At 59.1% G+C, this 25,199-nt stretch carries 21 protein-coding genes; 8 read left to right on the plus strand and 13 right to left on the minus strand.

The features are described 5' to 3' along the window. Positions 1–27: 27 nt before the first annotated feature. From BLT54_RS17285 to BLT54_RS17295, 3 genes are read right to left on the minus strand one after another with little or no spacing between them, the layout of a single operon-like run. A complete protein-coding gene (locus BLT54_RS17285) occupies positions 28–1,275 on the minus strand; it encodes a TRAP transporter large permease (protein ID WP_074646453.1) in 1,248 nt (415 codons plus the stop codon). Beyond that, a complete protein-coding gene (locus BLT54_RS17290; RefSeq protein WP_074646454.1) occupies positions 1,272–1,778 on the minus strand; it encodes a TRAP transporter small permease in 507 nt (168 codons plus the stop codon). Before BLT54_RS17290 ends, BLT54_RS17285 begins: the two co-directional genes overlap by 4 nt. Further along, entirely contained in the window at positions 1,779–2,765 is a 987-nt protein-coding gene (locus tag BLT54_RS17295; protein WP_074646539.1) for a TRAP transporter substrate-binding protein, read from the minus strand. Positions 2,766–3,228: 463 nt separating this feature from the next. Between BLT54_RS17295 and BLT54_RS17300 the strand changes: the two genes are divergently transcribed. The 4 genes from BLT54_RS17300 to BLT54_RS17320 all read left to right on the plus strand — a co-directional run bounded on the left by BLT54_RS17300 (position 3,229) and on the right by BLT54_RS17320 (position 7,481). Next, a complete protein-coding gene (locus BLT54_RS17300) occupies positions 3,229–4,290 on the plus strand; it encodes a methionine ABC transporter ATP-binding protein (RefSeq protein WP_074646455.1) in 1,062 nt (353 codons plus the stop codon). Then, complete coding sequence (locus BLT54_RS17305) at positions 4,280–4,954, plus strand: methionine ABC transporter permease (protein WP_074646456.1); 675 nt, start codon at positions 4,280–4,282, stop codon at positions 4,952–4,954. The genes BLT54_RS17300 and BLT54_RS17305 overlap by 11 nt, the downstream gene beginning before the upstream one ends. Before the next feature lie 22 nt (positions 4,955–4,976). Then, entirely contained in the window at positions 4,977–5,753 is a 777-nt protein-coding gene (locus BLT54_RS17310) for a MetQ/NlpA family ABC transporter substrate-binding protein (protein WP_074646457.1), read from the plus strand. A gap of 1,236 nt (positions 5,754–6,989) precedes the next feature. Next, on the plus strand, positions 6,990–7,481 hold the full coding sequence (locus tag BLT54_RS17320) for a GNAT family N-acetyltransferase (RefSeq protein ID WP_342707862.1): 492 nt from the start codon (positions 6,990–6,992) through the stop codon (positions 7,479–7,481). Positions 7,482–8,723: 1,242 nt separating this feature from the next. On the opposite strand, the gene BLT54_RS17330 is transcribed toward BLT54_RS17320, so the two are convergent. The 6 genes from BLT54_RS17330 to BLT54_RS17355 all read right to left on the minus strand — a co-directional run bounded on the left by BLT54_RS17330 (position 8,724) and on the right by BLT54_RS17355 (position 16,807). Beyond that, positions 8,724–10,235, minus strand: a complete 1,512-nt coding sequence (locus tag BLT54_RS17330) for a tripartite tricarboxylate transporter permease (RefSeq protein ID WP_143026866.1) — start codon at positions 10,233–10,235, stop codon at positions 8,724–8,726. A 12-nt stretch (positions 10,236–10,247) separates the two neighbouring features. After that, positions 10,248–10,700 carry a tripartite tricarboxylate transporter TctB family protein gene (locus BLT54_RS17335; RefSeq protein WP_074646462.1) on the minus strand — a complete coding sequence of 151 codons (453 nt, stop codon included), beginning with the start codon at positions 10,698–10,700 and terminating at the stop codon, positions 10,248–10,250. A gap of 22 nt (positions 10,701–10,722) precedes the next feature. Continuing rightward, positions 10,723–11,670, minus strand: coding sequence for a tripartite tricarboxylate transporter substrate binding protein (locus tag BLT54_RS17340; protein ID WP_074646463.1), 948 nt, complete (start codon positions 11,668–11,670; stop codon positions 10,723–10,725). Positions 11,671–11,772: 102 nt separating this feature from the next. After that, positions 11,773–14,106 carry a molybdopterin-dependent oxidoreductase gene (locus BLT54_RS17345; RefSeq protein WP_074646464.1) on the minus strand — a complete coding sequence of 778 codons (2,334 nt, stop codon included), beginning with the start codon at positions 14,104–14,106 and terminating at the stop codon, positions 11,773–11,775. Further along, a complete protein-coding gene (locus BLT54_RS17350; RefSeq protein WP_074646465.1) occupies positions 14,103–16,010 on the minus strand; it encodes a propionyl-CoA synthetase in 1,908 nt (635 codons plus the stop codon). The genes BLT54_RS17345 and BLT54_RS17350 overlap by 4 nt, the downstream gene beginning before the upstream one ends. A 77-nt stretch (positions 16,011–16,087) precedes the next feature. Continuing rightward, positions 16,088–16,807 carry a FadR/GntR family transcriptional regulator gene (locus BLT54_RS17355; protein WP_074646466.1) on the minus strand — a complete coding sequence of 240 codons (720 nt, stop codon included), beginning with the start codon at positions 16,805–16,807 and terminating at the stop codon, positions 16,088–16,090. A gap of 177 nt (positions 16,808–16,984) precedes the next feature. On the opposite strand from BLT54_RS17355, the gene BLT54_RS17360 reads away from it, so the two are divergent. The 3 genes from BLT54_RS17360 to BLT54_RS17370 are packed head-to-tail and all read left to right on the plus strand — an operon-like array spanning position 16,985 to position 19,520. Further along, positions 16,985–18,166, plus strand: coding sequence for a mandelate racemase/muconate lactonizing enzyme family protein (locus BLT54_RS17360; protein WP_074646467.1), 1,182 nt, complete (start codon positions 16,985–16,987; stop codon positions 18,164–18,166). Beyond that, positions 18,163–19,110, plus strand: coding sequence for an NAD(P)-dependent oxidoreductase (locus BLT54_RS17365; RefSeq protein ID WP_074646468.1), 948 nt, complete (start codon positions 18,163–18,165; stop codon positions 19,108–19,110). The genes BLT54_RS17360 and BLT54_RS17365 overlap by 4 nt, the downstream gene beginning before the upstream one ends. Positions 19,111–19,124: 14 nt before the next feature. Next, positions 19,125–19,520 (plus strand): rhodanese-like domain-containing protein, encoded by a 396-nt coding sequence (locus BLT54_RS17370; protein ID WP_074646469.1) that lies wholly within the window; start codon positions 19,125–19,127, stop codon positions 19,518–19,520. 327 nt (positions 19,521–19,847) lie between these two features. Here BLT54_RS17370 and BLT54_RS17375 read toward each other — a convergent pair whose 3' ends face one another. From BLT54_RS17375 to BLT54_RS17390, 4 genes are all read right to left on the minus strand, one after another. Further along, on the minus strand, positions 19,848–20,141 hold the full coding sequence (locus BLT54_RS17375; protein ID WP_074646470.1) for an addiction module antidote protein: 294 nt from the start codon (positions 20,139–20,141) through the stop codon (positions 19,848–19,850). Between the two features lie 46 nt (positions 20,142–20,187). Further along, positions 20,188–20,355: a type II toxin-antitoxin system RelE/ParE family toxin gene (locus BLT54_RS23145; RefSeq protein WP_218129404.1), complete on the minus strand. Its 168-nt coding sequence runs from the start codon at positions 20,353–20,355 to the stop codon at positions 20,188–20,190. A gap of 209 nt (positions 20,356–20,564) precedes the next feature. Further along, entirely contained in the window at positions 20,565–20,750 is a 186-nt protein-coding gene (locus BLT54_RS17385; RefSeq protein ID WP_143026867.1) for a hypothetical protein, read from the minus strand. 242 nt (positions 20,751–20,992) lie between these two features. Then, complete coding sequence (locus tag BLT54_RS17390) at positions 20,993–21,319, minus strand: nucleotidyltransferase family protein (RefSeq protein ID WP_245708045.1); 327 nt, start codon at positions 21,317–21,319, stop codon at positions 20,993–20,995. Positions 21,320–21,792: 473 nt separating this feature from the next. On the opposite strand from BLT54_RS17390, the gene BLT54_RS17395 reads away from it, so the two are divergent. Then, positions 21,793–25,188: an AAA domain-containing protein gene (locus tag BLT54_RS17395; protein WP_074646473.1), complete on the plus strand. Its 3,396-nt coding sequence runs from the start codon at positions 21,793–21,795 to the stop codon at positions 25,186–25,188. The last annotated feature ends 11 nt before the right edge of the window (positions 25,189–25,199 follow it).

Raw genomic sequence — 25,199 nt, forward strand, 5'->3', positions numbered from 1 at the left:
CCTCTATGCCCACGCCTCTGTCAGGCGTCAAAAGGCCAATGGAACAAAGGCAATCATCAGGTAGACAAAAATCAAAGCCATAAGGTAAGGGAAAACCGCCTTTGTGATCCGTTCAATCGGCAAATTGGCCGTTGTCGAGGCGACGAAAAGATTGATCGCCACCGGCGGCGTGACCATGCCAATCGCCAGTCCGACGACGATGATGATCCCGAAATGGACGGTATCAATGCCCAATTGCATCGCCAAAGGCAAAAGCATCGGGGTCAGGATAATGAGGGCCGACGCCGTTTCCAAAAACACCCCCGTGACAAGGATCAACGCCATGATCAACAAGAGCAGCACATAGGGATTGGACGACAGCGACAAGGCATATTCTGCGATGGCAGAGGGCACTTGCCAACTCGACAACGCCCAGCTCAGCACCGACGAGGCCGCAATCACGAACATGATGACAGCGGTGGTCACCCCTGCGCGCATCATGATCTGATACAGGCCCTTCAAGGTGAGATCGCGGTAAATGAACAGCGAAACGATGATGGCATAGTTGACCGCCACGACCGCCGCCTCAGAGGGGGTAAACACCCCCGAGAAAATACCACCAAGGATGAGCAAAGGTGCCATGAGGCCCCAGCTGGCAGACAAAAGCGTGCGCCAGATGGTCGAAAGATCAAACGGCGTCCCGCGCGGATAGGCACGTCGATGCCCCTGAACGAGGGCGATTGCGATCAAACCGACACCCATGGCAACGCCTGGGATAAAGCCATTCAGGAACAGTTTTGCCACCGATTCCTGGGCGATCACCGCATAGATGATCATCGGAACGGACGGCGGGATCACCACGCCAATGGTGCCCGATGCGGCAATCAAAGAGGCGGCAGCGGCGGGATCATAGCCCTTGCGTTTGAGTTCCGGCACAAGGCTTGCGCCCACAGCGGCTGTGGTCGCGGCACCGGAGCCGGAAATGGCCGCAAAGAACATCCCGGCAAGCACCGAAACGATAGAGAGGCCGCCTTTGATAAAGCCAAACATACTGTCGGCGAAGGCGACGAGACGTTTGGAAATTTCCCCCTGCGCCATGATGTCGCCCGCCAAGATAAACATCGGCACGGCGACAAATGCGAAAGAGTTGATGCCGGAAAACATCTGTTGCGGCACCACCATGAGCGGGACACCTGACAGGTTCAACGCCGTCATCGAGGCCGCGCCGATCACAATCGCGACCGGAAGCCCCATGATAAGAAAGACAACGAAAAGACCGGCCAGAACGAGGCTCATTCATTCAACTCCGTCTGGGTTTCACGCGGTGCCTGCCCGGCCAAAAGCCGGATCAGATCTATCAGCGAAAGCCCCGCCATAATCGCAGAGGCCAAGGGCATGACCGCGTAGACATAGGTCATAGACAGGCGCAAAGACGGCGATTTTTGATAGCTTTGCATATTCATGTAACGCCAGCCGATAACGGCCAAGGTCACAAGAAATGTAAATGTCACAACGATCCCCGCGCCGGAGACGATCCGGCGCAAGGTCAACGGCAGGCTGTCACGCAAAAGCGTCACAGCAATGTGCCGTCCTTGTTGAAAGGCCAGCGCAGCGCCAAGAAAGGTGATCCAAATCAACAGAAAACGTGCAACCTCTTCTGTCCATCCCACAGAGGTGAAAAACACCCGTGACACGATTTGAAGCGTGATCACGCCGGTCAGACCAATCATTCCTGCAAAGACGACAGGTTTGAGGACTTCGCCCACCCCCCGATCCATCCACGCCAGCACTTTCAACATTTACTTCAGCGCCTCTTGGATGCGCGGCAGGTAGTCGCCAAATTTCTGGCCGTATTTTTCATACACAGGCTCAAGCGCCGCCGAGAAGGTGGACAGATCGGCATCTTCGATCACATTCATGCCCGACGCTTTCAATTCGGCAAGCTGCGAGGCTTCAGCTTCGGCATTCATCTTGCGTTCATAGGCGGAGGCGTCTTTGGCGGCTTGCAGGACGATCTCTTGCGCGTCGTCGGACAGTTTACCCCATGCAGGCATCCCCATGACAAAAACCGCGGGCGCATAGGTGTGGCGCGTCATCGTCATGTTGGTTTGCGTCTCGTTCAATTTGAACGAATAGACCACACCAACCGGGTTTTCCTGACCATCAATCGTGCCCTGTTGCATCGCGGTAAGTGCCTCGGTCCATGCCATCGGCGTGGCATCGGCCCCAAGCGCGCGGAAGGTGTCGATATAGACCGGGTTTTCCATCACACGCACGCGCAGACCATCAAGATCGGCTGGGGTGCGCACCGGGTGGCGCGAGTTTGTCAGGTTCCGAAACCCACGTTCGGCATAGGCCAGCCCTTTGAGGTTCACCTCAGACAGACGATCAAGCAACTCTTGACCGATCTCACCATCGAGAACGCCATAGGCGGCTTCGGGGGTCTTGAACAGGAACGGCAACTCAAACACGGCCATTTCTTCGACAAAGTTCGCAACCGGGCCGTTGGTGATGATGCCCATGTCAACGGTGCCGATTTGCATGCCTTCGAGAAGGGTGCGTTCATCCCCCAAAGTGGCGTTGGGGAAAATCTCGACCGTGATCGCGCCGTCGGAGCGCTCAGACACCAGCTCTTGGAACTTGGTGGCGGCGATCTGATAGGCGTCTTGTTCGTTGACCACATGCGCCAAGCGCAACGTTGTCGGTTTGATCTCTGCGGCAAGCGGCACTGTATGTGCCATCAGAGCCGTGAGCGCAAATGCAGCAGTGGTGATAAAGGTCTTCATGTTGGTCCTCCCAAACGTGCGATAAGGGCATTCAAAAGTGCCGAAATCAAATAACATCCCGAAAAGATCGCCAAGCGTCATAAAGATACGCAAGGCATCTCCAAAATGCGGATTTATTGCGCATATGGCGCGAAGCCAGTTTGGAATGCAAGCCGGTAGGTTCATTTCCAATACGATCTGCAATAAGATATTGGGCCCCAGATGTCGCCTACACGACGGCTCGTGATGCATGTCGCAGCCAAGTCCCACGAAAGAAGAATATTCTTCCGCCGCCATGACAACCACGGGAACCGTGGTCCAGCGGCCCGCCCGAGTGGCAACACCGGCGTCCCAAACGCCTCCGTTTCGCAACGGCTCCGTACCTTGCAAACAAGCTCTGTGCGCGCTTCATGACTTGAACCTTGCGGCTGGCTCATGTCTACCGACGCAGAAATCAAGCGTTAGCAACACGGATCACGAAACCATGTCAGAGAGAGCCCCAAAAGGCGCGTCTATCGTTTTTGAGACCGTAGGAAAGGCCTTCACCCACCCCGGCGGCGGCACTGTCTCTGCCGTTGACGATGTCTCCCTCACCGTCGAAGCCGGAGCGATCACCGGCATCATTGGCCGCTCTGGGGCGGGCAAATCGACGTTGCTGAGGATGGCCAACGGATTGGAACGTCCGACATCCGGCAAAGTTTTGGTCGGCGGACAGGATGTCGGCGCAGCGCAGGGCGCGGCGTTGCGGATGATCCGGCGCGATGTGGGGATGATTTTCCAACATTTCAACCTGTTGGCCTCACGCACCGTGGCGGGCAACATTGCCTTGCCGTTAGAAGTCGCGGGCGTCCCCAAGACAAAAATCAAAACCCGCGTGGCGGATTTGATTGAACGTGTTGGCCTCACCGCACAGGCAGATCGCTACCCCGCAGAATTGTCCGGCGGTCAAAAACAACGCGTCGGCATCGCCCGCGCTTTGGCAACAGAACCAAAGGTTTTGCTATCCGATGAGGCCACATCGGCCTTGGACCCCAAAACCACCCAAACGGTGTTGGAGTTGTTGAAAGACATCAATCGCGAGCTGGGTCTGACCATCCTGTTGATCACCCATGAAATGGCCGTGGTCCGCGACATCGCAAGCCATGTGGCGGTGATAGACAATGGTAAAATCGTTGAGGCCGGAACGACATATGATGTGTTCACAGCACCCCACCATCCGACCACTCGCGCGTTTCTCTCCGGTGTCTTGGGCGTCACGCTTCCATCCTTTCTCAAAGGCAAAATCCAAGACACGCGGCCTGTGGGCCCCGCCGAAGAGGTGATCCGCGTGACCTTTGCGGGCAAACACGCGACCGACCCGATGCTGGCGCTGTTGACCCGCGACTTGGGGCTTCAGGTCAACATCCTTGCGGGTGCGGTGGAAGAAATCGGAACCCGGCCCTTTGGCAATCTTTTGGTCTCGCTTGATGCCAGCAAGGGCGCCGATGCGCGGGCGTATCTGGAACGTCACGGGCTTTTGACGGAGGTACTTGGCTATGTCGGCTAATCTCATCAATCTTTTGATCGAAGCCACCGGGCAGACGCTCTATATGGTCGCGATTTCGACCCTTCTCGGCACAATGTTTGGCCTGCCTTTGGGGGTGTTCCTTGCGATTTCGCAGCGCGGGGAATTGCTCTCCGCGCCTTGGGTGAACAAAGTGCTTGGGCTGGTGGTCAATGCCACCCGCTCTGTGCCGTTCATCATCCTTGTCGTCGCGATCATCCCGTTCACCCGCGCCATTGCGGGCACGTCGATCGGCACCACGGCGGCGATCGTACCGCTGACCATTGCCGCCGTGCCGTTTATCGCGCGGCTGGTGGAAAATGCCATTCGCGAAGTCGACAGTGGCTTGATCGAGGCGGCGCGGGCCATGGGTGCGACACCATTTCAAATCATTCGCAAGGTCTTGGTCCCCGAGGCGCTTCCCTCCATCACTCTTGGCCTCACCCTCGCCGTTGTCAGCCTCATCGGTTATTCCGCCATGGTCGGGGCCGTGGGCGGCGAAGGCTTGGGCGATTTGGGCATTCGGTATGGCTATCAACGGTTCATGCCGGACGTCATGGCCGTTGTCGTCGTCATCCTCATTATTCTCGTCCAGCTTGTGCAATCCGTCGGTGAATGGATCGCCGCCCGCGTGGACAAACGCGCGCCCAAAGGGCGTGGTCAATAATACGCAAACAAAGGAGCAAACTATGCTGCGTCTTGCAACTCTTACCTCTCTTCTTGCCCTCGCCGCTGCGGCCGCCATGGCCGAAGACATCAAAGTCGGGGTTTCCCCCGGTGAGCATGCCGAAATCATGGAAGAAGTCGCCAAAGTGGCCGCTCCCATGGGGCTAAATATAGATGTGGTCGAATTTTCCGACTATGTGATCCCGAACACCGCTCTGGCCGATGGTGACATCGAAGCCAACTCGTTCCAACACGTGCCTTATCTGGACAACCAGATGAAAGATCGCGGCTTTGATCTGGTCGTCGTCGGCACCACCATCACCACACCGATGGGGATTTATTCCGACAAGATCGACGATCTTGCCACGCTCGATGACGGTGCCAAAGTGGCGATCCCGAATGATCCGACCAATGGCGGACGCGCGCTTTTGTTGTTGCAGGATTTGGGTCTGGTGACATTGACCGAGGGCACGGGTCTGGTGCCCAGCCCGCTTGACATCGCGGAGAACCCCAAGGGGTTGAAGTTCCTCGAACTCGACGCCGCGCAATTGCCGCGCACTTTGGCGGATGCGGATATCGCGATCATCAACACCAATTATGCCATCGCCTCCGGTCTCAGCCCAAAAGACGATGCCATTGCGATGGAAAAGGCTGAAAACCCCTATGTGAATGTGATCGTGGTCCGCAAAGGCGACGAAGATCAGCCCTGGGTCAAGACACTCGTGGATGCGTATCATTCCGATGAGGTCAAAGCCTTTATCGACAACAGCTACCAAGGCGCTGTGATCACGTCCTGGTAAAACAAAAGCGGGCCACCCGGCTTTCGGCCACAAGGGTACGGCCCGCTTTGCCCTTTGAGCATACCGCGCGGTCAAGAGGGGCCTTGCAACGCACCCAATGTGCGCTTCAGAGGCTAAGGTCGGTTCCAAGCTGAGCCAGCGCATGCCTTATCTGATCGCGATCAGGCTCCGGCTCTTCAGCCACGCCATCCAAGGACCAAATAGTCGACCGACGAACCTACCGTCCGCGCCGTCCACACGAGCCATCGCAATTAAGCAATCGGAAAGAGCGTCAGGACCATCTTTCAGTACATCGTAGCCAAAGACGCCATAGTTCATCCAGTCTGGCTCACAGTGCCCCGCCAGCGCGGCGTCAAACGAAAATGGACCTTACCGAGGTGGCGGATAGACACCCACTCCAATGCGCCCACGTCACACCCTGCAAGCTGCGCCAATTGCTCTATGGCAACCTTCTCACCACGAAAGAGCGGGTCGATCGGAAAGGCAATGTCGCCGCAAAACCTCTGCATCGAAACGGCGCCGTTCCTGGCCGCAAGCCGCGACAGCAAGGAAGTAGCCGGCTCACACGCGGCATATACCACCGTCAGCGGCAATTGCGGGAAGTTCGTTCCGGGAGTGGCTGGTAGGTTTTGACCAAGCGAGGCTTCCGAGATCAGACAAAGGCTGGATTGGCCGGATCTTACGATCACCCGCTCAACTGAGCAACGCTGCTATGATTTCAGGAAATACCGCCGCTCGGGTCAGTTACCTGTCACAAAAGTCGGTTTTGCGCGGCATCTGACAAAAGATGTGGAACGTCACACGGAGTTGACCCAATCTGGTGAGAAAACCGAGTCAAATCAGTGAGCGTCCCCAAGCAATCATGACCCAAACTTCAGGCATTTCTGACCCAAATCTAAATGGCGATATCTCGTCAGGATTGTACGACAGTCGCGTCCGATTGTTGCACGCACCGCTCAACTCCCAGAACCTAAGGACGAAAAAGTTGATTGACTGTCTTCGCGCTCCAAAGAGAAGCAAGCAAGGATAGATTTATCTCTCCAGCCGAGCGCTCTGCACTTTAGGGCGGACCACAACCGATCCGCCACGCATTGAGCCCTCGTCAATCCTTCCATTGACGCAAATCTCTCACAGTTTGAACCAATTGATCCGTTTGATAAAAATGATTGACCTCCGGGAGTGGCATTCCTTACCAAGAGATCAACTTACTGTGTTGTTAATAGAGCATGAGCATTGGTGCAGGCATTGTCGGACGACCGTCTTTTGATTTCGAGGGTCGTAAAGCGCGACCAGGATGCGGCGCGGGCGTTTGCGAAGGCGGCTCATCAGGAAAGCATCTTCGGTCAAATTCCCTTCTCCGCTGAAAAGTTCGACCTTTTTTTCCAGAAAACCATTGATGACCCTGATCGCAACCTGGGTGTGAAGGCCATGCGCGATGGGGAAATTCTGGGACTCGCACATTGCTACATGGGCGGCTACTTCATCGGCGAAGGCGCACGTGTGGCGAGTGTCAATATGATCAATGTCGCAAAGCCCGTGCGCGGGACCTTTCTTGGTGGCAAGGTGGCTCTGAAACTTGTTCGCGCGGTGCTGGATTGGGCAAAACCACAGGACGCGCATCTGGTGTTGTTCTACGTCAGTTCCGGGGAACATATCGCAAAGACAGATCGGTTCTTTCGGAAGCTTGGAGCTGTCGGATTGGGAGGGAATTATGGGGTTCAACTTTGAAAGAGGTTTGCTTTTATGCGGAAAATAACGATGTATTTCCGGCAATTGGTTAAATGGTATATTCGGCAATATGACAGGCTGCCACTCATAGCTTCTCCAGTCGGCTTATTCTTAACCCTCTACGTTCAGGCTATGGCATTTCTGCTCTTAGATGAGGTGAGCCGGTACTTGGGGTGGGACATAAGCTTTGTGCTCATCCTCTCATTCCCTGTTTGGGGATTTTCGGCAGCAGCTTTTCTTATAACTTTTTTCCTAGCGAATGAGTGGTTGCTTACGAGTTTGCGCTTGGGGCGAATTACAGGATGCGAACATCGACCAGCGCGTGCGTTCATAATTAAATTTTTCAAATTGGACTTAGCTACCGATGACTAATTCTCTAACTAATGAATTCAATTCCGAAACCGAAAGTCATAATCAGAACCGCAGAGGCCAATCTTCAGAATTTGGCAATACAGGGGTCTCTGGAGCCTACTCGACGCTTTATTCAAATGACCAAACAGAGACAAATGTTACAGTTCATTTCCCACGCGCCTTGGGTGATGGATTAGATTGGGCTGCGGAACAAGCTGGAAATCCAGGAGGAGGTTATAATCATCCAAATTTGACTGAAGAAGATGTAAATGCGCTCGGGGCGGGGCTGAAATTTTTAGGGATCGGGAGCAGTATAACACTCACTGAGTCCGTTGAGAACGGATGGGTCGTAAACTTTGACGGAAGTCTCGTGGCGGGATGGAGTGGGACTTTTAAGATATCCGGTTGGAACCCATTAGACTGGACCCTCTTAGAGCATAAGACCTATGCCAACATTGCTACATTTCCCACAACCTTCTCACCTCCCGTTGCGCTGTGGGAGGCGCTGTCCGGCTCGAAGGATGCTACGGCCCGGCCCAGGGCCGGGCTGGAAAACTCCAAACTGAACCTGATGAAATTGCGATCCGCGCGGGACCGCGCCGATCACTCGATTTTTGGGACTTCGCACCTTCGGCGCTGCGCAGCCGGCACAGTGTGGAACGTCACACGGACTTGGCCCAAACGAGTCAGAAAATTGAGTCAAATCAGTGAGCGCCCTCAGACAATTCTGACCCAAACATCAAGCATTTCTGGCCCAAACCTGAATGTCGTCAACTTGCGGTGCTACGCCATTCTAGCTTCCCCTCAGAGGTTCGGGATAAACCTTAGCACAGCGTCTGATTTCGTGGGACCACCTCTCTCCTCCGGAGGGGTCCGCGGCGGGCCGAATGATCACGCCCGGATCTCGGCCATTTTGCGCCTGCGGGTGGCGCGCAACCCAAGAAACAGCGTTCCCAGCACATAGAGCAGGATGGCCACCAAAAAGAAGGCCGTCACCGGACGTTCGAAGAACGGCAGGATCGCCCCCCGGCTCGACATCAGGGCGCTGCGCAGGTTCTCCTCGATCACAGGGCCCAGGATAAAGCCAAGGATCAGCGGCGGCAGCGGATAATCGAAGCGGTTCATCACATGCCCCAGCGCCCCGAAGGCGACCAGCGTCCAGACATCGAACATGCGGTTGTTGGTGGCATAGGCCCCCACCACGCACATCAGAAGCACGACGGCCAGCAGGTAGTTCTTCGGCACCGACAGAATCCGGATGAAAAGTCGAATGCCGAAATACTCGACCACCAGCATCACCACGGCGGCGAGTGCCATGGCGGTGAAGACCGAATAGACCAGATCACCATTCATCGCGAACATCAGCGGACCGGGCTGGATCCCGTGGATCAGGAAGCCGCCAAGCAACAGTGCGGTGACAGAATCACCGGGAATGCCAAGAGCGATCAGCGGTACCATGGCCGAGCCGATCCCCGCGTTGTTCGCGGATTCCGTGGCAACGATCCCCTGAGGATTGCCCTTGCCAAAGGTATCGGGCTGTTTGCTGGCGCTGCGGGCGGCGAGATAGGCAAGCATGTTCGATGCCGCCGCGCCGATGCCGGGCAGCAGGCCAACCCCGATGCCAATGGCAGAAGAGCGCAGGAAGTTCGGGAGATATTCCCGGAATTGCCTGGCATCGACGCCAAAGAACCCGCCCAATTTCACCTTGGGCATCGCGTGGCCCTCATCGGGGCTGGTGGGGTTCTCGGCGTATTTCAGCACTTCGGCCACGGCAAAAAGACCAAGCAGCACCGGCAGCAGCGACAGTCCGGAATCGAGCGCGTGGAACCCGCCCGTAAAGCGGTTATAGGCATCGACCGGGGCCATGCCGATCATCGCGACGAGAAGGCCGACACAGGCGCTGGCCAGCCCCTTGAGCAGATTGCCGCTGGCCAGCCCCGCAACCAACGTTAGCGCAAACAGGGAGATGGCAAAATATTCAAAACTGCCGAAGGTCACGGCAATGCGCGCCAGCGGCGGGGCGAGGAAAAACAGGACTACGCAGCCCACAAGGGTGCCCAGAAAACTGTAGAGGATGGCAATGCCAAGCGCGCGCCCCGCCTCACCCCTCTGCGCCATGGGAAAACCATCGAAGGTGGTGGCGATGGAGGACGGCGTGCCGGGAATGTTGATCAGGATGGCCGCGATCAGACCGCCGGAAATGCCGCCGATATAAAGCCCGACAAGCAGCGACAGCGCTGTCACCGGATCCATGCCGAAAGTCATCGGCAGGCAGAGCGCCACGGCCATGGTTGCCGTCAGCCCGGGGATCGAGCCGAACACGATGCCCACCGTGACGCCCAGAAAGATCGCCAGTAGGGGCGCGAAAGCGAAGACATCCAGGATGCCTGCAAGATTTTGCATGATTGTCCCCTTTCAGAAAGGTCCGCTGGGCAGGATGAGGCCAAAGCCCTTGGTGAATACCGCCCAGATCGCGGCGGCCATAAGGACGGAGATCGCTGCCTTGAACACCGGCTGGTGGTGACCGCGCGGGGTCAGCACCACCATCTGGGCAAAGAGCAGCACCGCCGCCACCGGCAGAAAGCCCACCACCGGCATCGCAAGCGTTGCCAGCACCAGGCCCCCCAGCACGCCCAGAACGCGTAGCTGCCCCGTCGCGCGCCGCTTCTCCCCCGGAGCGCCCAAGGTCGCGCGTAGGCCGATGGCCAGCGCGCAAACGCCCAGCATCGCGGTGACGATTTCGGGCAAGAACCCGGAATCGACCCCGGTCTTGAAGCGTGAGGTAATCCCCCGCGCCTGCATGTGGATCAGCACCGCAGCAAGCAGTAGCACTGCCGCGGAGATCAAATCTTGCCTGCGAGAGGTCATGATACGCTCTCCCCGATACGGATCAGAATTTGACCTGTTTCATGCGCTCCAGCACCACATCCAGATGCTCGCGGCTTTCCTCCCGCCCAAGATAATAGGGCTTCTGCGAATAGGCCTTCTGGATTTCGTCCGCGTAGCCGCCACTGTTGGCGATGACGTTCTGAATCGCGCTGGAAAAGATGTCGATCCGGTCCTGCGGCGTGCCCTTGGGGAACAGGTAGAAGAATTCGGCCCGGAAGGTGATGTCATAGCCAAGATCAGTCAGAGTGGGCACATCGGGTAGCGAGGTCGTGCGCTCGTTCGAGATTGTGGCGAGCACCCGCAGATCGCCGCTGTCCACATAGGGTTTCACCTGGCCAACCGGGTTGAAGGACACATCGACATTGCCGCCCAGCACGGCGGTCAGACGACCCGACGCGCCGCCGACATCGACGAAGTTGAACGCCGCGCCAGCATTGTTCAGCTGGGTGCCGACAAGATAGGTCATCGCGCCGGTATTGGCGGTCAGGTCGATCTCTCCGGGGTTGGCGGTGCTGGCCGCCATCAGCTCTTCCATGGTCTGATAGGGCGAATCCGCCGGAACCACGATCACGTTGCCGTCTTCCTGAGCGACGATGCCGGTCACTTCGTAATCGTCCAGCGTCAGATCGGTGATGCCGAGAGCCTGGCTGGTCAGGAAGGTGGTGTGAAAGAACAGCACGGTCTGACCGTCGGCTTTGGCACCCATCACCTGGCGAGCGGCAACCGTACCGCCAGCGCCTGTGACATTGATCACCGGCAGCGATACGCCCAGTTCGGGCTCAAGATACTTGGCCAGCGCACGTGCGTTGAAATCGGTGTCGCCCCCCGCCCCAAAGGGGACAATCACCTGAATCGGGCGGCTGGGCCAATCGTCAGCCATGGCCGTCTGGCCGATCGCCATTGCAGCCAGAGCACCAAATACGGATGCCAAAACAGTACGTCGTTGCATGACTTCTCCTCCCAAGAGATGCATGGAATGTAGGGGCGGCGACCCTCCTCGATCAACAACCCCTTACAAGATAGTCTTCATTAAATGTAAAAAGTTGTCAACTTATGTTTGGAGATTACGGATCGATTTTGGCAAAATCTCATGATGCGACACCGCCGGAGGGACGTCTCCGGCCCAAACCTCAACCGAAACGAGCGTCAGCTGTCCGGCACAGCCCTGTCCGATTGCTGAGGAACCCGCATCGCTTGTGACGATATTAGGGTTGCCGTTGACGCAGGTTAGGCCCGCCCCCGGCAGATCGACGGGCGCATACCAGGCACCTGTGGGGATCTGTACGACATGACGGCGCAACGCCGTATCCGGCTGTGCCACTGCCAAAAATCCGCCGCGTTCGTTCCACACCCGAAGGATATCGCCCGCCTTTGCGCCAAGCGCTGAAGCATCTTCGGGGTGAAGCCGCAGCACCTCTCGGCCATCAACCTTGCGCGCCATGCTGGCCTTGCCGAAATCGAGCTGGCTATGCAGCCGCCCGCGCGGCTGATTGGCGACAAGCTGAAACGGATGGGCCTTTGCCCGGTCGGAGCCCAGCCATTCGTCATGGTCGATCCAGACGGGATGCCCGGCAAATCCGGCATCAGCGATGCGTTGCGAAAAAATCTCGATCCGGCCGCTGGGCGTGTCGAGCGGCGCGCCCTCGGGATCGGCGTGGAATTGCGCGATTCGGGAGGGGGAGTCGGACACCGGAAGCGGCAGGACATCCCCGGCGAGGAAGTTGTCAAAACTGGGCGGCGTGTCGCCCCGGGTTTCCAGCGCCTCCCGGGTGCGTTCATAGAGATCACGCTGCCAGTCGGCGCTGCTTCGGCCCTCGGTATAATGGTCGGCCACGCCAAGGCGGACAGCCAGAGCCGCGAAGATGTCATAATCGTCCCGCGCGCCGTCAAGCGGCGGCACAAGCTGCGGCATCGGCACCAGGAACGGATCGTTGCCTGCGGCACCGATATCGTCGCGTTCCAGGCTGATGGTGGCGGGAAAGATAATATCGGCATGGCGGGTGGTGGCGGTACCGACGCTGTCATGCACGATGATCGTGTCGGGCCGGGCAAAGGCCTGCCTCAGCCGGGACAGATCCTGATGATGGTGGAACGGGTTGCCCCCGGCCCAGTAGACCAGCCGGATATCGGCATAGCGCCGCGTTTCCAGCTTGTATTGATACGTCCCCTTGGGGTTGAGCAGCAGTTCCGAAATCCGGGCGACCGGGATGTAATCGCCCACCCGGTTGGTCCCCTGCGGCAGGGTTGGCAACGGCACCGCAAGCGGCGGCTTGCCAGTGTTGCCGATGGAGCCCAGTGAATAGGAAAAGCCCGCACCCCGCAGCGGATACTGGCCCAGCATTGCCGCAAGAACCAGCCCCATCCAGACCGGCTGTTCGCCGTGGCGCGCCCGTTGCAGCGCGTAGGATACCGCAATATGCGTGCGCTTGCGGGTCGCCAGGCGGGCGATTTCGGCAATCTGTTCCGCCGGGACATCACAGATCGCGGCGGCCCAGGCGGGTGTCTTGGGCTGGCCGTCGCTTGCTCCGGTCAGATAATCGGCGAAGGTCGCGTATCCGGTGGTGTACCGGTCAAGATAGGCGCGATCAGCCAACCCTTCGTCATGCAACACATAGGCCATGCCCAGCATCAGTGCGACATCGGTGCCAGGGCGAGGGGCCAGGCGCGTGACTTGCGGCAGGGCCTCGAAATCGTCGAAGATCGGGCTGATCGAAACGAATTCGCAGCCCCGATCTGCCGCCTGACGCAGACTGGGCCCGGCGATATGCTGAGAATTGCCCCCGGGGCTGGCGGCGAGATTGCGCAGCGGCAGGCCGCCAAAGGCGACCAACAGCTCAGTCTCTTCCGCGATTTCCTGCCAGAACGGGGTTTGACGCGACATCTTCAGCGTATTGCCCCAGACCAGATCGAGGATCACCGCCCCGGCCGCTGAGGAATAGGTATCGACATGGGCGACGTAGCCGCCGAAGGCGCTGTTCAGGAACCGGTGCACCTGACTTTGCGCGTGATGAAACCGCCCAGCGGAGGACCAGCCATAAGAGCCGCCGAACACATGCGCGCCGGGCAAGGGGCCACTTTTCGGCAGGTCGGGACCGGCACCAAGCCGCCGCAGTTCCCGCGCGGCCAGATCCAGCGCCTCGTCCCAGCCCATTTCCACATAATCGTCGCGCCCGCGGCGGTCGTCAGGACCGGGGCCGTTTTCCAGCCAGCCGCGCCGCACCAGCGGGCGATCCAGCCGGGCAGGGTTGCGCGGCGCCGCAGTCAGGTTTTCCAAAATCTCAGACGGCTCCGGGTCCAGTTCGAACGGCGTGACCTTCAGCGTGCCGTCATAGCACGCACGGAAGGTGCCCCAATGGGCGGAATGCGGGCGGAGGTCCTTGGTCATGCGATTTCTCCAGTATTCGCGTAACCGATGCTTTGCAGCGCTTGTGTCAGTTCGTCCAGAATGGTCGGGTCATCAATCGTTGCGGGCATGCGGAAGGCTTCGCCATCCGCCAGTTTCGCCATCGTCGCGCGCAGGATCTTGCCCGAGCGGGTCTTGGGGAGGCGGTCGACAACCACCCCGTGGCGAAACGCGGCGACCGGACCGATTTCATCGCGGACGCGTTTTACACATTCGGCCAGCACCTCATCATGCGGGCGGGTGACGCGGGCATTCAGGCAGATGAAGGCCAGCGGCAATTGTCCTTTCAGCGAATCTGCCGCCCCGACCACCGCGCATTCGCCGACATCCGGGTGGGCCGCGATGACCTCTTCGATGGCCCCGGTAGAAAGGCGATGCCCGGCCACGTTGATCACGTCGTCGGTGCGGGCCATGACGTAGATATAGCCGTCAGCGTCGATCATGCCCGCATCGCCGGTCTCGTAGTAGCCGGGGAAATGCGCCATATAGGAGTTTTCGAACCGCTCATGAGCGTTCCAGACGGTGGCAAAGCAACTCGGCGGCAGCGGCAGCTTGATCGCAATGGCACCAAGCGTGCCCGGCGGCACCGGATGGCCGGCCTCGTCGAGAACCTGCACATCATAACCCGGCATCGGCACGGAGGGCGAGCCAGCCTTGACCGGCAGCAGCTCGATCCCGGCGGGGTTGGCGGCGATACTCCAGCTCGTTTCGGTCTGCCACCAGTGGTCGATCACCGGCTTTCCGATCTTTTCTTCGGCCCAGTGGACGGTGTCGGGGTCCGCGCGTTCTCCGGCGAGGAAGACATATTTCAGCGCGCTCAGGTCATAATCTTTCAGGAACTCGCCCTGCGGATCCTCGCGCTTCACGGCGCGAAATGCGGTGGGCGCGGTGAAAAAGCTCTTCACCTTATGCTCAGAGATCACCCGCCAGAAGGTACCCGCATCCGGCGTGCCGACCGGCTTGCCCTCGAACAGGATGGTGGTGCTGCCGTTGATCAACGGACCATAGCAGATATAGCTGTGCCCCACGACCCAGCCGACATCCGAGGCCGCCCAGAACACATCGCCCGGCATCACGTCGTAGATATTGCGCATCGACCAGTGCAGCGCCACGAGCTGTCCGGCGGTCGGGCGCACCACGCCCTTGGGGTTCCCGGTGGTGCCAGACGTATGCAGGATATAGGCCGGGTGATTGCCCGGCACCGGCACGCAGCCCACGGGTTCCGCGGCGGCGACGGCCTCGCTCCAGTCTTGATCGCGACCGTCGATCAGGTTCGCCACTTCCTGCGGACGCTGAAAGATAAGGCAGACGCCCGGCTTGTGGGAGGCCTGCTCGATGGCGGAATCCAGCAGCGGTTTGTAATGCACGATACGGCCCGGCTCGATGCCGCAGGACGCAGCAAGGATCGCCTTGGGCTGCACGTCGTCGATGCGTGTGGCCAACTCGTGGGCGGCAAACCCGCCGAATACCACCGAATGAATCGCCCCGATCCGCGTGCAGGCAAGCATCGCGCAGAGCGCCTCGGGAATCATCGGCATATAGAGGATCACACGGTCGCCCATTCCCACCCCCTGCGCGGTAAGCACCCCGGCCAGGCGCGCAACCCGGTCCTGCAGCTCTCCATAGGTGATGCGGGTCACGCTGTCGGTCACCGGGCTGTCATGGATGATCGCCAGCCGGTCGCCATGCCCGGCCGCAACGTGACGGTCGACTGCATTCCAGCAGGTGTTGACCTGCGCATCGGCGAACCACTCATGCACGCCATCATCATTCACCGTCAGGCCGACTTCCGGCGCCCGCTCCCAGTCGATGGCTTCGGCGGCCTGCATCCAGAACCCCTCGGGGTCGGCCTGCCAGCGGTCATAAGTTTCACGATACGTTGTCATGGTGCTCCTCCGCTCGTCTTCAGGCTCTGCCCTTCGGCAGAGTTTCTGTCATTTTTTTCGGGTCGGCTTCGGCGGGCCTAGCTGTCCTGCGTGTGGTCGGTGATGCGACGGCGCGACCGCGCCAGATGCATTCGCATCGCCGCCGAGGCCAGCACCGGGTCACCCGCCTGGATCGCCTCGAAAATCTCGGTATGTTCCTCGCACACCTGCTGAATACGCTGCGGATTGCTGGTTCGGGTCAGCCCAAGCGACACGTTGAGCAGGCGCACAACCGGTTCGTGCAGCATGTTCAGCGTGTCGATGAAAAAGAGATTGCCGGTGGCGGCCGCGATCGCCTTGTGAAAGGCCAGATCGCTTGCCGGGGTAATGAAATCCGACACTGCCTCGGTACTCAGCCGATCAAAAGCGGCGCGGATATCCTCAAGCTGCCGTTCGCTGCGCCGTTCTGCGGCCAGCCCGGCAGCGATGCCTTCGACCTCGATCCGGTATTCGATGCATTGCAGTAGCACCGCCAGATCGCCCGGGGAGGCAAAATCGGACAGCCGACGCGAGGGACGGCGCTTGATATAGGTGCCGCTTCCACGCTTGCGCTCTACGATGCCGTCGGCGCAGAGCCGTGACAGCGCCACGCGCACGATCGGGCGCGAAACCGAGAACATCCGGCAATAATCATTCTCGGAGGGCAGTTTCGCCCCCACTTCGAGCACTCCGGAAATGATCTGCGAAAGGACCTCGCCATAGACGCGATCCGCAAGCGGACTGTTCTGTTCTTCTTCGTTTAGATGAGTCGCGTCCATCACACCCTCCGTCGCGTTCACCCGATGCTAGCGAAGTGATCGCCTGCCGACAGCCATAAAATAACTTTTATCATTTGTAAAATAATTAGTTGTAAAAATTGGTAAAAGATGCCAGCCATATGTGTAAGGTGCGTTCTGCACGTTCCGGACGTTCCGGGTGCAAAAGGAGGAGGTCCCATGAAAATCACATCCGTCGAAGTTTTTGATATCCATATGCAGGAAGAAATCATCATCCCCTGGCACCCGGTGCTGGTGCGGGTAACCACTGAGTCCGGGCTGACTGGCGTCGGCGAGGTGGCGCTGGCCTATGGCATCGGCCATAGTGCAGGGGCGGCGGCGGCGGTCGAGGTGGCGCAGCGTTTTGCCATCGGCGCCGATATCTGGAACCGCGAAGCGCTGTGGGAAAAGATCTATCGGTCGAGCTTCTGGGCACAATGCGGCGGTCCGCTGATCCTGCCGGCGATCTCGGCACTGGACATGGCGATCTGGGATATTCAGGGCAAGGCCCTCGGCGTGCCCTGCTACCAACTGCTCGGCGGCAAGACCAATGAAAAGCTGCGCGCCTATGCCAGCCAAATCCAGTTCGGCTGGGAAGACACCTATCAGCACCTCTACAAGGTCGACGAATATTTCGACGTCACCAAGAAGGTCATGGGCCTTGGCTATGATTGCGTGAAGGTCGACCCGCTATTGATGGACCGCGAAGGCAAGCGGCACCCGTCGCATACCAAATATTTCAGCTACGATCAGATTCAGATGTTCCGAGAGCGCATGGCCGCGATCCGGGAAGCCATCGGCCCCTCGGGCGAGATCATTCTTGAGGTCCACTCTGCCACCACGATCCCCTCAGCACTGCAACTGGGCGAGGCGCTGGAGGAATACGGCATCTACTATTACGAGGAACCCGTCGCCTATCACGACAGCAAGCTGCAGGACATCGTTTCACGCCGCAGCCCCCTGCGCATGGCCGCCGGCGAGCGAATCTTTGGCCGCAACGGGATGCGTGCCTATATGGAGGACCGCTCAATCGAGGTGCTGCAGCCGGATATCGGCCTTGTCGGCGGTCTGACCGAAGCCAAGAAGATGTGCGATTACGCCTATACCTATGACGTGATGGTGCAGGCCCATGTCTGTGGCTCGCCCATCGGCACGGCTGCGGCGCTTCATCTGGAAACGGCAATCCCGAACTTCCTGATCCATGAACACCACACCCACGCCACCAAGGCCTATAATGTCGAGCTGTGCGACATCGACCTGCAACCGGTGGACGGCTATTTCTCCGTGCCCGAGGGGCCGGGGCTGGGCATCAACCTCAATGACGAGGTGGTAAACCGCTCGCCGAAAGTGATGGTGAAATGACCGGCCCGGTCGTGGTTCAGCAGATCTCCGAAAGCTTCGGGGAGGCGCTGCGCGCCCATGCCTCGAATCCGCAGGTGATCGACCATCTGGACCGCGACCGCCCCTGGGATTTTCCTCAGGAAGCCGAGGCTCTGGTGACCTACCCCTACCCTAGCTGGCTGTCTGAGGCAGGCCGGGTCCCGCAGCCCCGGCCCGGTCTCAAATGGGTGCAGCTGTTTTCCGCCGGGGTGGAGCGTTTTCCCGAATGGCTGCTCGACGGGCGCATGGTCGGATGCGGGCGCGGGCAGACCTCACCGCAGATCGCGGAATTCGTGCTTGCGGCGATGCTCAACCGCGAAAAGCGCCTGAACGAAATCAGTGCCCGATCTCTGACAGAATGGGTACGGCCGGAGATGGGCACGCTGGTTGGCAAGACACTGGGTCTGATCGGTTACGGCTCCATCGGGGCCGAGATCGCCCGGCGTGCGCTGGCCTTCGACATGCAGATCGTCGCCTGCCGCAACAGCCCCTGGGCGGAGGTTCCCAAGGGGCTGACACCACTGGCCGGCCCAGCGGAGGTGTTGGCCCAGTCCGATCACGCGGCGATCTGTGTGCCGCTGACCGACGAGACGCGCGGCATGGTTGATGATGCATTTCTGGCGCAAGCGAAACCGGGGCTGCACCTGATTAACATCGCGCGTGGCGCGATCCTCGATCAGGATGCGTTGCTGCGGGCCATCGCCGCCGGGCGCATCGCCCACGCCACGCTTGACGTGACCTTTCCCGAACCGCTGCCCGAGACGCACCCGCTCTGGCAGGTTCCGGAGGTGCATCTGACACCGCATGTGTCCTTTCTGGGCGGGGATCACCTTGCCCGGTTTCTCGAAAAAACCCTCGCGAACCTGACGACCTATGCGCAAGGCGCACCTTTGCGGGATCTGTTCGACCGGGAACGCGGCTACTAAACGGAGGAAGACCGATGAAAAAAGGCTATCGCCAACTGATCGACGAGGCTGAAAGCAAGATCCGCACCCTGACCCAGGAAGAAGCGGCTGCCGTGCAGGGTGACAACAACCATGTCTTTGTCGATCTGCGCGACCGGCGTGAACTGGAGCGCGAAGGGCGTATCCCCGGCGCCTTTCACTGCCCGCGCGGCATGCTGGAGTTCTGGGTCGACCCGGACAGCCCCTATCACAAGCCGATCTTTGCCGAAGACAAAAGCTTTATCTTCTACTGCGGCAGCGGCTGGCGTTCGGCCCTGGCCACAGCGGCGGTGCAGGAGATGGGCCTGGAAAAGGTTGGCCATGTGGCCGGCGGCTATTCCGCTTGGAAAAAGGCCGGACAGCCCACAGAAGAGGTGGCCAAGAAGGGCTGAATGTCGGCGTGGGGCGGTTCGGGCGAGCTTGGCCGCCCTCATCGGGTCGCGTGATCTGTCGCCCCTTGCGATGGCTGAAGGCCGCTTGCGGACCCTTGTCAGAGGTGGTCGCGGAAATTCGGACCAGCGTTTAAGGTGGATCGCATGAGGAAAGAGACGATCTATGTCCGTCGTCATATAAAGCGGCTTGAACATTGGAGGCTCTGATGTCCCATTTTATATGACGACGGACACTTGATCAGTAATCAACGGCACCTTTTCGGAAAGTTCCTTCAAGCGTTTCTCGCCATGAGATAGGATCGTATTTCTTGCTCATTCATCCGCACCTCATTTGACAGAGATCGCGGACGCTTCCAAACGGATGTTGAGCGCTTTGGTGACACCGATGAGCGTCGAAAGCGTCGGGTTTCCAGTCGGTGACAACGCCTTGTAGAGCGCTTCGCGGCTCAGACCAGCATCGCGGGCTATTTGGGTCATGCCTTTAGCTCGCACAATAACACCGAGGGCATGGGCGATATACCCGGTGTCTCCGGTTTCGAGAGCGTCGCGAAGAAATATCGCTTGCGCCTCAGGGTCGCCGAGATGTTTGGCTGCGTCGAAGGTGGTGGTTTCAATGGTCATTGCCGATCTCCTGAGCCATCTTCTTGGCCCGTTTTATATCCCTTTTCTATGTCCGTTTCGTGCCGCCGCATAGCAAGATGTAGAGCACTCCACCCCGGCGGCAGAAGTAGACCCGATAGCCGGGGCCGTAGTCGATCCGAAGCTCGCCTATGCCCTCGAATAGCTTAGTGTCACCGATCAGTCCGTAGCTCAGGCGCTCGATCCTCGCGATCATCCGTAGCTCAGGCGCTCGATCCTCGCGATCAACAGTGACGCGGCTTTGCGGTCTTTGAGGCCGTCGAGCCAATCAGAAAACGTGGCGGTTTGGCGAACTTCGTTGGCCATGTGTAGCTTATAGTTATCAACTGAGGTCGCGCCAACTATAAACTACACCTTGGGTGGTTTTACATTTCTGATCTTGGAAGTCATGTCATTGAGGGGACCTCAGTTGGAATTGGTTTCGCGCAATCTGCGCATCAATGTTGCACGGCTCATATTCAAAGCTCTGGCGATTTCATCACGGGTCTTGCCCAGGGCTTCGAGCCTTTCGACTTCCATAATCTGCTTTTTGCCCCATTCGACAGGAACCTTACCGCCGGTCTTGCCCTGCTCCCGTCCAGCGTTCCGCATTGCTGCGATCCTGGCTTTTCGGTTGTCATGGTCTGCACTCATAGCGACATTGAGGGCTGCCTGTGCGTCAGGGCCAAAGGAAAGCAGGGGGGGGGGCCATCCAAAATCCTTACCGCAGCCCCACGGGTCGCCACATCGCGGATATACCCCTGCTCCAGACCGGCTCTCCTTTGCCGCACCCAGCACATCAGCACACCTTTTGCGTTCATAGCTTCAGGTTCGCGCCGAAGATGCCAACGACGTCAAACTGGAACGGCTTCGCTCAGCACTCGATCTCTGACACGTTTAGGAAGATCACGAGGGGTTCTGACATCAACCCTGACACCCAAGGCTTCTTCGAGAGCTTCCTGCAGCCCTCCCAGGTCGAAGAGAGTGGTTTCGGGCATAGGATCCACCAAGATGTCGAGATCGCTATCTTCCTTGTCTTCTTGACGAAGCACAGAGCCGTAAACGCGAGGATTCAATGCGCGATGTTGCGCAACGATTTGCCGGATCACATGATGGCCGTGCATTAGAGCCTGCGAGGGTTTCTTCCGGCACATCTCCCGTCCTTCAAGTCCTTTGCGCATTCCCAGAAATCTGCCTCCCGTTCTCAGTAACATTGACCGCCTAGTCTTACCAAGAATGACCGGCGATTGCCTGCTCCCCTATTGCCACCATTCATCCACCGCGCAGCGCCGCACTCGGCCTAAGCGGCTGCTTCGAGGGTCCTGGCATTAAGGGACTACCGGCTGTTAAGGGCCGAAAGTAACAGACGCAACTAACGGCCCTGACCTGCCATCCACCCGCCGCTAGAAAGCCGCGATGCAGCTTCACCAGACCGGCCATTGGTTCATGCGCAGCATTTTCAGATGGTGACGGTCCGTTCTGTGAGACGGAGGTAACGTGCGGAGTTGTAAAGCGGAGCCCCGCATCTTGGTTTACGAACCGCACGGCTAGCACTTGTTCTTCTATCATCAAAAGGCCAATAATCAGGACAGTCTGAGCAAGCCGCAGTGCATACTCAGTTTTTTGTTTGCACTAGCCCCACGGTGAGCGCCTGATGCCCAAAACGTTATCGAACGTCCTGCGTTATTGGCGGACCTCCCTTGCGGACGGCGCGCTTGGAGAAGGGACGTTTCGGGCCGCAGACCGGAAAAGGTTCATGGTGCTCCCGAACGATGCGCTCCAGACGGGTAACCTTCCCAAGCAACTGGTCCAGTCACTGTTCCAGGGCAAGGAGGGTTCCGGCACCGTCTCGGTTCGCTTCTGGCCCTTGGTGACGGCGCGTAAAGCGTCGCATGCCGCGGCGCGCGCCGACGGCATGCCGGAGATCGTTGCTCCTGTGGTAACCGAGGGCTTCGTGGACCGAGCGGGGCGGCTCGTGCCGACACGTAATGCTATTGCGCGCGACCTGTTGAACCCTTTGCCGCGGGGTGCCTTTGCTCTTGGGTCGGTTGAGGCGCTCGACGCTTTCCTAACGACGACGCCCCTACCAGAAATGACGACGGTCGACGGCTGGCAAGACTACCGCCAGCACTGCCGTCAGATGGTCGATGCTCTGGCGCCGGGCTGGCCCTCTGACGAAAAGGAATACTTGCCAATCGGAAGCGGCTTCATTGAGGTGTCGGAAGGTGCCGATGCAACGGTGCGCGGAATGTTGGATCTCTACGACAATCTAGTGGCCAATGAACCGGACACGCCGCTTCTACGCCAGATTGCGTTGCCCCACCGCCCCGAGATCGCGATGGATCACGGCATCGAAAATGACTTTGCCCGGCGCCTTGGACATTCAAACCCGCACTTCCCCCTAGCCGAACATCAGCGGCAGGTCCTGGCCTGGCTTGACGCGTCGCAACCTGGCGAGGTGATCGCGGTGAACGGTCCGCCCGGGACCGGCAAAACGACCATGTTGCTCTCCGCTGTGGCGGGCCTCTGGGTGAAGGCTGCGCTTGAAGGGGGCGACCCGCCGGTGATTGTAGCAGCCTCGTCGAACAATCAGGCTGTCACCAATATTATCGACGCCTTCGGCAAGGATTTCGCAGCGGGCGATGGCGTGTTTGCCGGGCGTTGGTTGCCGGGGATCAAGAGCTTCGGGATGTTCCTACCTTCGCATTCCCGGCGCTTGGAGGCCGCGCAGCGCTATCAGACTGAGGCGTTCCAGGCTGAATGCGAGTCCGTATCCTACGTCGAGCGGGCACGAGCTGCCTGGCTGGACGCCGCAGGAAAAGCATTTCCAGAAGCAAAGGATGAAGACGTTGCCGGGTTTGTCGGAAGACTACGGGAGAGAATGACCGCAGAAGTCGACAAACTTCGACTGATTGACAAAACCTTTGACCGCCGCAGGACATGCGCTGAAACCCTTCTGTCGGAACTCGGCGAAGATCCGGAAGGAGAAGAGACCCGGCGGGCGGAAGCAGTCCATACCAGTCAGGAGGCTGCGGATCGCCTCGCTGCCGCCCAAGCGTCACTGGATCACTACCTCGCGTCTGAATCATGGCTTGCCGGCGTGTTCGGCTTCCTGTCTTCGGTCAAGCGAAAGCGCGCGTTGAGGGCGCAGCTCGCGATCGGGGATCGCGTGGGTGGGTTGCGGGACATGACCCGAATACAGGATATCGAAGTGCGGGTCTCGGATGCGCTGAGGCAGGGGCAGAAGACTCTCGCCTCAACCAAACAACGACATGCCCGGGCTGAAAATCTCAGGCAGCAGGCGGCGGACAGCGAGCTGGCCTGGCGCAAGGCGGCTGAAGCGTTTGGAGGCTCGGATGACTTGGAGGTTCTGGAACGGCAGGCTGACCTCGGGTCCCGTTTCGATCTGTTCCTGCTCGCGACCCACTACTGGGAAGGTCGATGGCTGATGGCGATGGAGGCCGATCTCAATGCCATCACCACCTCGCATGAAAAGACAGGACGAAAGGCGGTCGAGCCACGATGGCAACGTCGCATGATGCTGACGCCCTGCGCCGTTGCCACCTTTGCGAGCCTCCCAGGGAAGCTGTCTTGCAGCCGCTTCCAAGGGGGCAAGTTCGCGACCGACAGCCTTTACAATTTCATCGACCTGCTGGTCGTCGACGAAGCCGGGCAAGTCCTGCCTGAGGTCGCAGGCGCCTCTTTTGCCTTGGCAAAACGTGCGCTCGTGATCGGCGACACACAGCAAATCGAGCCGATCTCTGCTGTGCCCGGCCCTGTCGATATTGGTAACCTCAAGGACAGTGAGTTGATCGCCGGCGAGGAGGTGCCTGACCAAATCAACGCCAGCGGGATTCGTTCCACGAGCGGCAGCGCCATGCGACTGGCGCTGCAAGCCTGCAAAGTCGCGCCCTGGCCTGAACTCGATCGTGGGCTATACTTGTTTGAGCATCGCCGTTGCCATGATGAGATCATCGGCTTCAGCAACGCTCTATGTTACAAAGGCAAGCTGCGCCCGATGCGCGGACCCGCTCCGAAGGACGCGCCCCTTCCCGCGCTTGGCTACCTGCATATTGATGGCCGTGCCTTTACCAGCGGCGGCAGCCGTGCAAACCCCGTCGAGGCCCGCACTATCGCGGCATGGCTGGAGAGTAACCGCTCGCTTTTAGAAGGTCGCTATGGTCAGCCACTGGAGCAAGTTGTCGGCGTCGTCACGCCCTTTGGACAGCAAGTGCGCGCCCTGCGGGACGCCTGCACCGCGCGCGGCATCACCGTGTCCGGTCGTGAAGGCATGACCATTGGGACCGTGCATGCGCTGCAGGGCGCTGAACGCCCCTTGGTGATCTTCTCACCAGTCTATTCCAAACACGCGGATGGCGGTTTTATTGATGCTTCGCCCAGTATGTTGAACGTTACGGTGTCGCGGGCAAAGGACAGCTGTCTGATCTTCGGCGATATGGACATCCTGGCCACTGCACGCAGCGGCTCTCCCCGTGCCTTGCTGTCTGAATTCCTTGCGGCCAAGGGCAAGGCATTGGATTTTGCCATGGAGCCGCGCGAAGACCTGACCCGCGGCGATGCTCAGATCGAGATGTTGCAGCATGCAGCCGAGCACGATGCCTTTCTGTTGGCAGCATTGAAAGGCGAAGGGCGGCGATACATGATCGTCAGCCCTTGGGTCGTCGCGGGCACGATCGAACGAACCGGGCTGCTGGACGCAATGGCGACGGCACGCCAGCGTGGGGCAGAAATCGAAGTCTTTACTGACCCCCTGCTGAACAATAGCGCGGCCGCAGGGGGACTAAGTCAGATGGAAGCCGTGGAGCACAGACTGTCGGCGATAGGTGTTGCAGTTCACCAGGTCCCGAAACTGCACAGCAAGATCGTTTCCGTCGACGGGGCGGTTCTCTGTGCCGGATCGTTCAATTGGCTCAGCGCGGATCGGAACGGGCAATACGCCCGGCACGAAACGTCTTTTGTCTACCGTGGACGGCACCTTGAGGATGAAATCAAAACCATCCACGACGGTCTCATGCGACGTGCGAAGTAACAACGGCCCTG

The sequence above is a fragment of the Celeribacter baekdonensis genome (assembly GCF_900102315.1).
Lineage (GTDB): Bacteria > Pseudomonadota > Alphaproteobacteria > Rhodobacterales > Rhodobacteraceae > Celeribacter > Celeribacter baekdonensis.

What these genes read in the sequence shown, in the direction of transcription:
- BLT54_RS17285 (WP_074646453.1), bottom strand. Translation starts at nt 1,275, where the DNA reads ATGAGCCTCGTTCTGGCCGGTCTTTTCGTTGTCTTTCTTATCATGGGG.
- BLT54_RS17290 (WP_074646454.1), bottom strand. Translation starts at nt 1,778, where the DNA reads ATGTTGAAAGTGCTGGCGTGGATGGATCGGGGGGTGGGCGAAGTCCTC.
- BLT54_RS17295 (WP_074646539.1), bottom strand. Translation starts at nt 2,765, where the DNA reads ATGAAGACCTTTATCACCACTGCTGCATTTGCGCTCACGGCTCTGATG.
- BLT54_RS17300 (WP_074646455.1), top strand. Translation starts at nt 3,229, where the DNA reads ATGTCAGAGAGAGCCCCAAAAGGCGCGTCTATCGTTTTTGAGACCGTA.
- BLT54_RS17305 (WP_074646456.1), top strand. Translation starts at nt 4,280, where the DNA reads ATGTCGGCTAATCTCATCAATCTTTTGATCGAAGCCACCGGGCAGACG.
- BLT54_RS17310 (WP_074646457.1), top strand. Translation starts at nt 4,977, where the DNA reads ATGCTGCGTCTTGCAACTCTTACCTCTCTTCTTGCCCTCGCCGCTGCG.
- BLT54_RS17330 (WP_143026866.1), bottom strand. Translation starts at nt 10,235, where the DNA reads ATGCAAAATCTTGCAGGCATCCTGGATGTCTTCGCTTTCGCGCCCCTA.
- BLT54_RS17335 (WP_074646462.1), bottom strand. Translation starts at nt 10,700, where the DNA reads ATGACCTCTCGCAGGCAAGATTTGATCTCCGCGGCAGTGCTACTGCTT.
- BLT54_RS17340 (WP_074646463.1), bottom strand. Translation starts at nt 11,670, where the DNA reads ATGCAACGACGTACTGTTTTGGCATCCGTATTTGGTGCTCTGGCTGCA.
- BLT54_RS17345 (WP_074646464.1), bottom strand. Translation starts at nt 14,106, where the DNA reads ATGACCAAGGACCTCCGCCCGCATTCCGCCCATTGGGGCACCTTCCGT.
- BLT54_RS17350 (WP_074646465.1), bottom strand. Translation starts at nt 16,010, where the DNA reads ATGACAACGTATCGTGAAACTTATGACCGCTGGCAGGCCGACCCCGAG.
- BLT54_RS17355 (WP_074646466.1), bottom strand. Translation starts at nt 16,807, where the DNA reads ATGGACGCGACTCATCTAAACGAAGAAGAACAGAACAGTCCGCTTGCG.
- BLT54_RS17360 (WP_074646467.1), top strand. Translation starts at nt 16,985, where the DNA reads ATGAAAATCACATCCGTCGAAGTTTTTGATATCCATATGCAGGAAGAA.
- BLT54_RS17365 (WP_074646468.1), top strand. Translation starts at nt 18,163, where the DNA reads ATGACCGGCCCGGTCGTGGTTCAGCAGATCTCCGAAAGCTTCGGGGAG.
- BLT54_RS17370 (WP_074646469.1), top strand. Translation starts at nt 19,125, where the DNA reads ATGAAAAAAGGCTATCGCCAACTGATCGACGAGGCTGAAAGCAAGATC.
- BLT54_RS17375 (WP_074646470.1), bottom strand. Translation starts at nt 20,141, where the DNA reads ATGACCATTGAAACCACCACCTTCGACGCAGCCAAACATCTCGGCGAC.
- BLT54_RS23145 (WP_218129404.1), bottom strand. Translation starts at nt 20,355, where the DNA reads ATGATCGCGAGGATCGAGCGCCTGAGCTACGGACTGATCGGTGACACT.
- BLT54_RS17385 (WP_143026867.1), bottom strand. Translation starts at nt 20,750, where the DNA reads ATGCGGAACGCTGGACGGGAGCAGGGCAAGACCGGCGGTAAGGTTCCT.
- BLT54_RS17390 (WP_245708045.1), bottom strand. Translation starts at nt 21,319, where the DNA reads ATGCGCAAAGGACTTGAAGGACGGGAGATGTGCCGGAAGAAACCCTCG.
- BLT54_RS17395 (WP_074646473.1), top strand. Translation starts at nt 21,793, where the DNA reads ATGCCCAAAACGTTATCGAACGTCCTGCGTTATTGGCGGACCTCCCTT.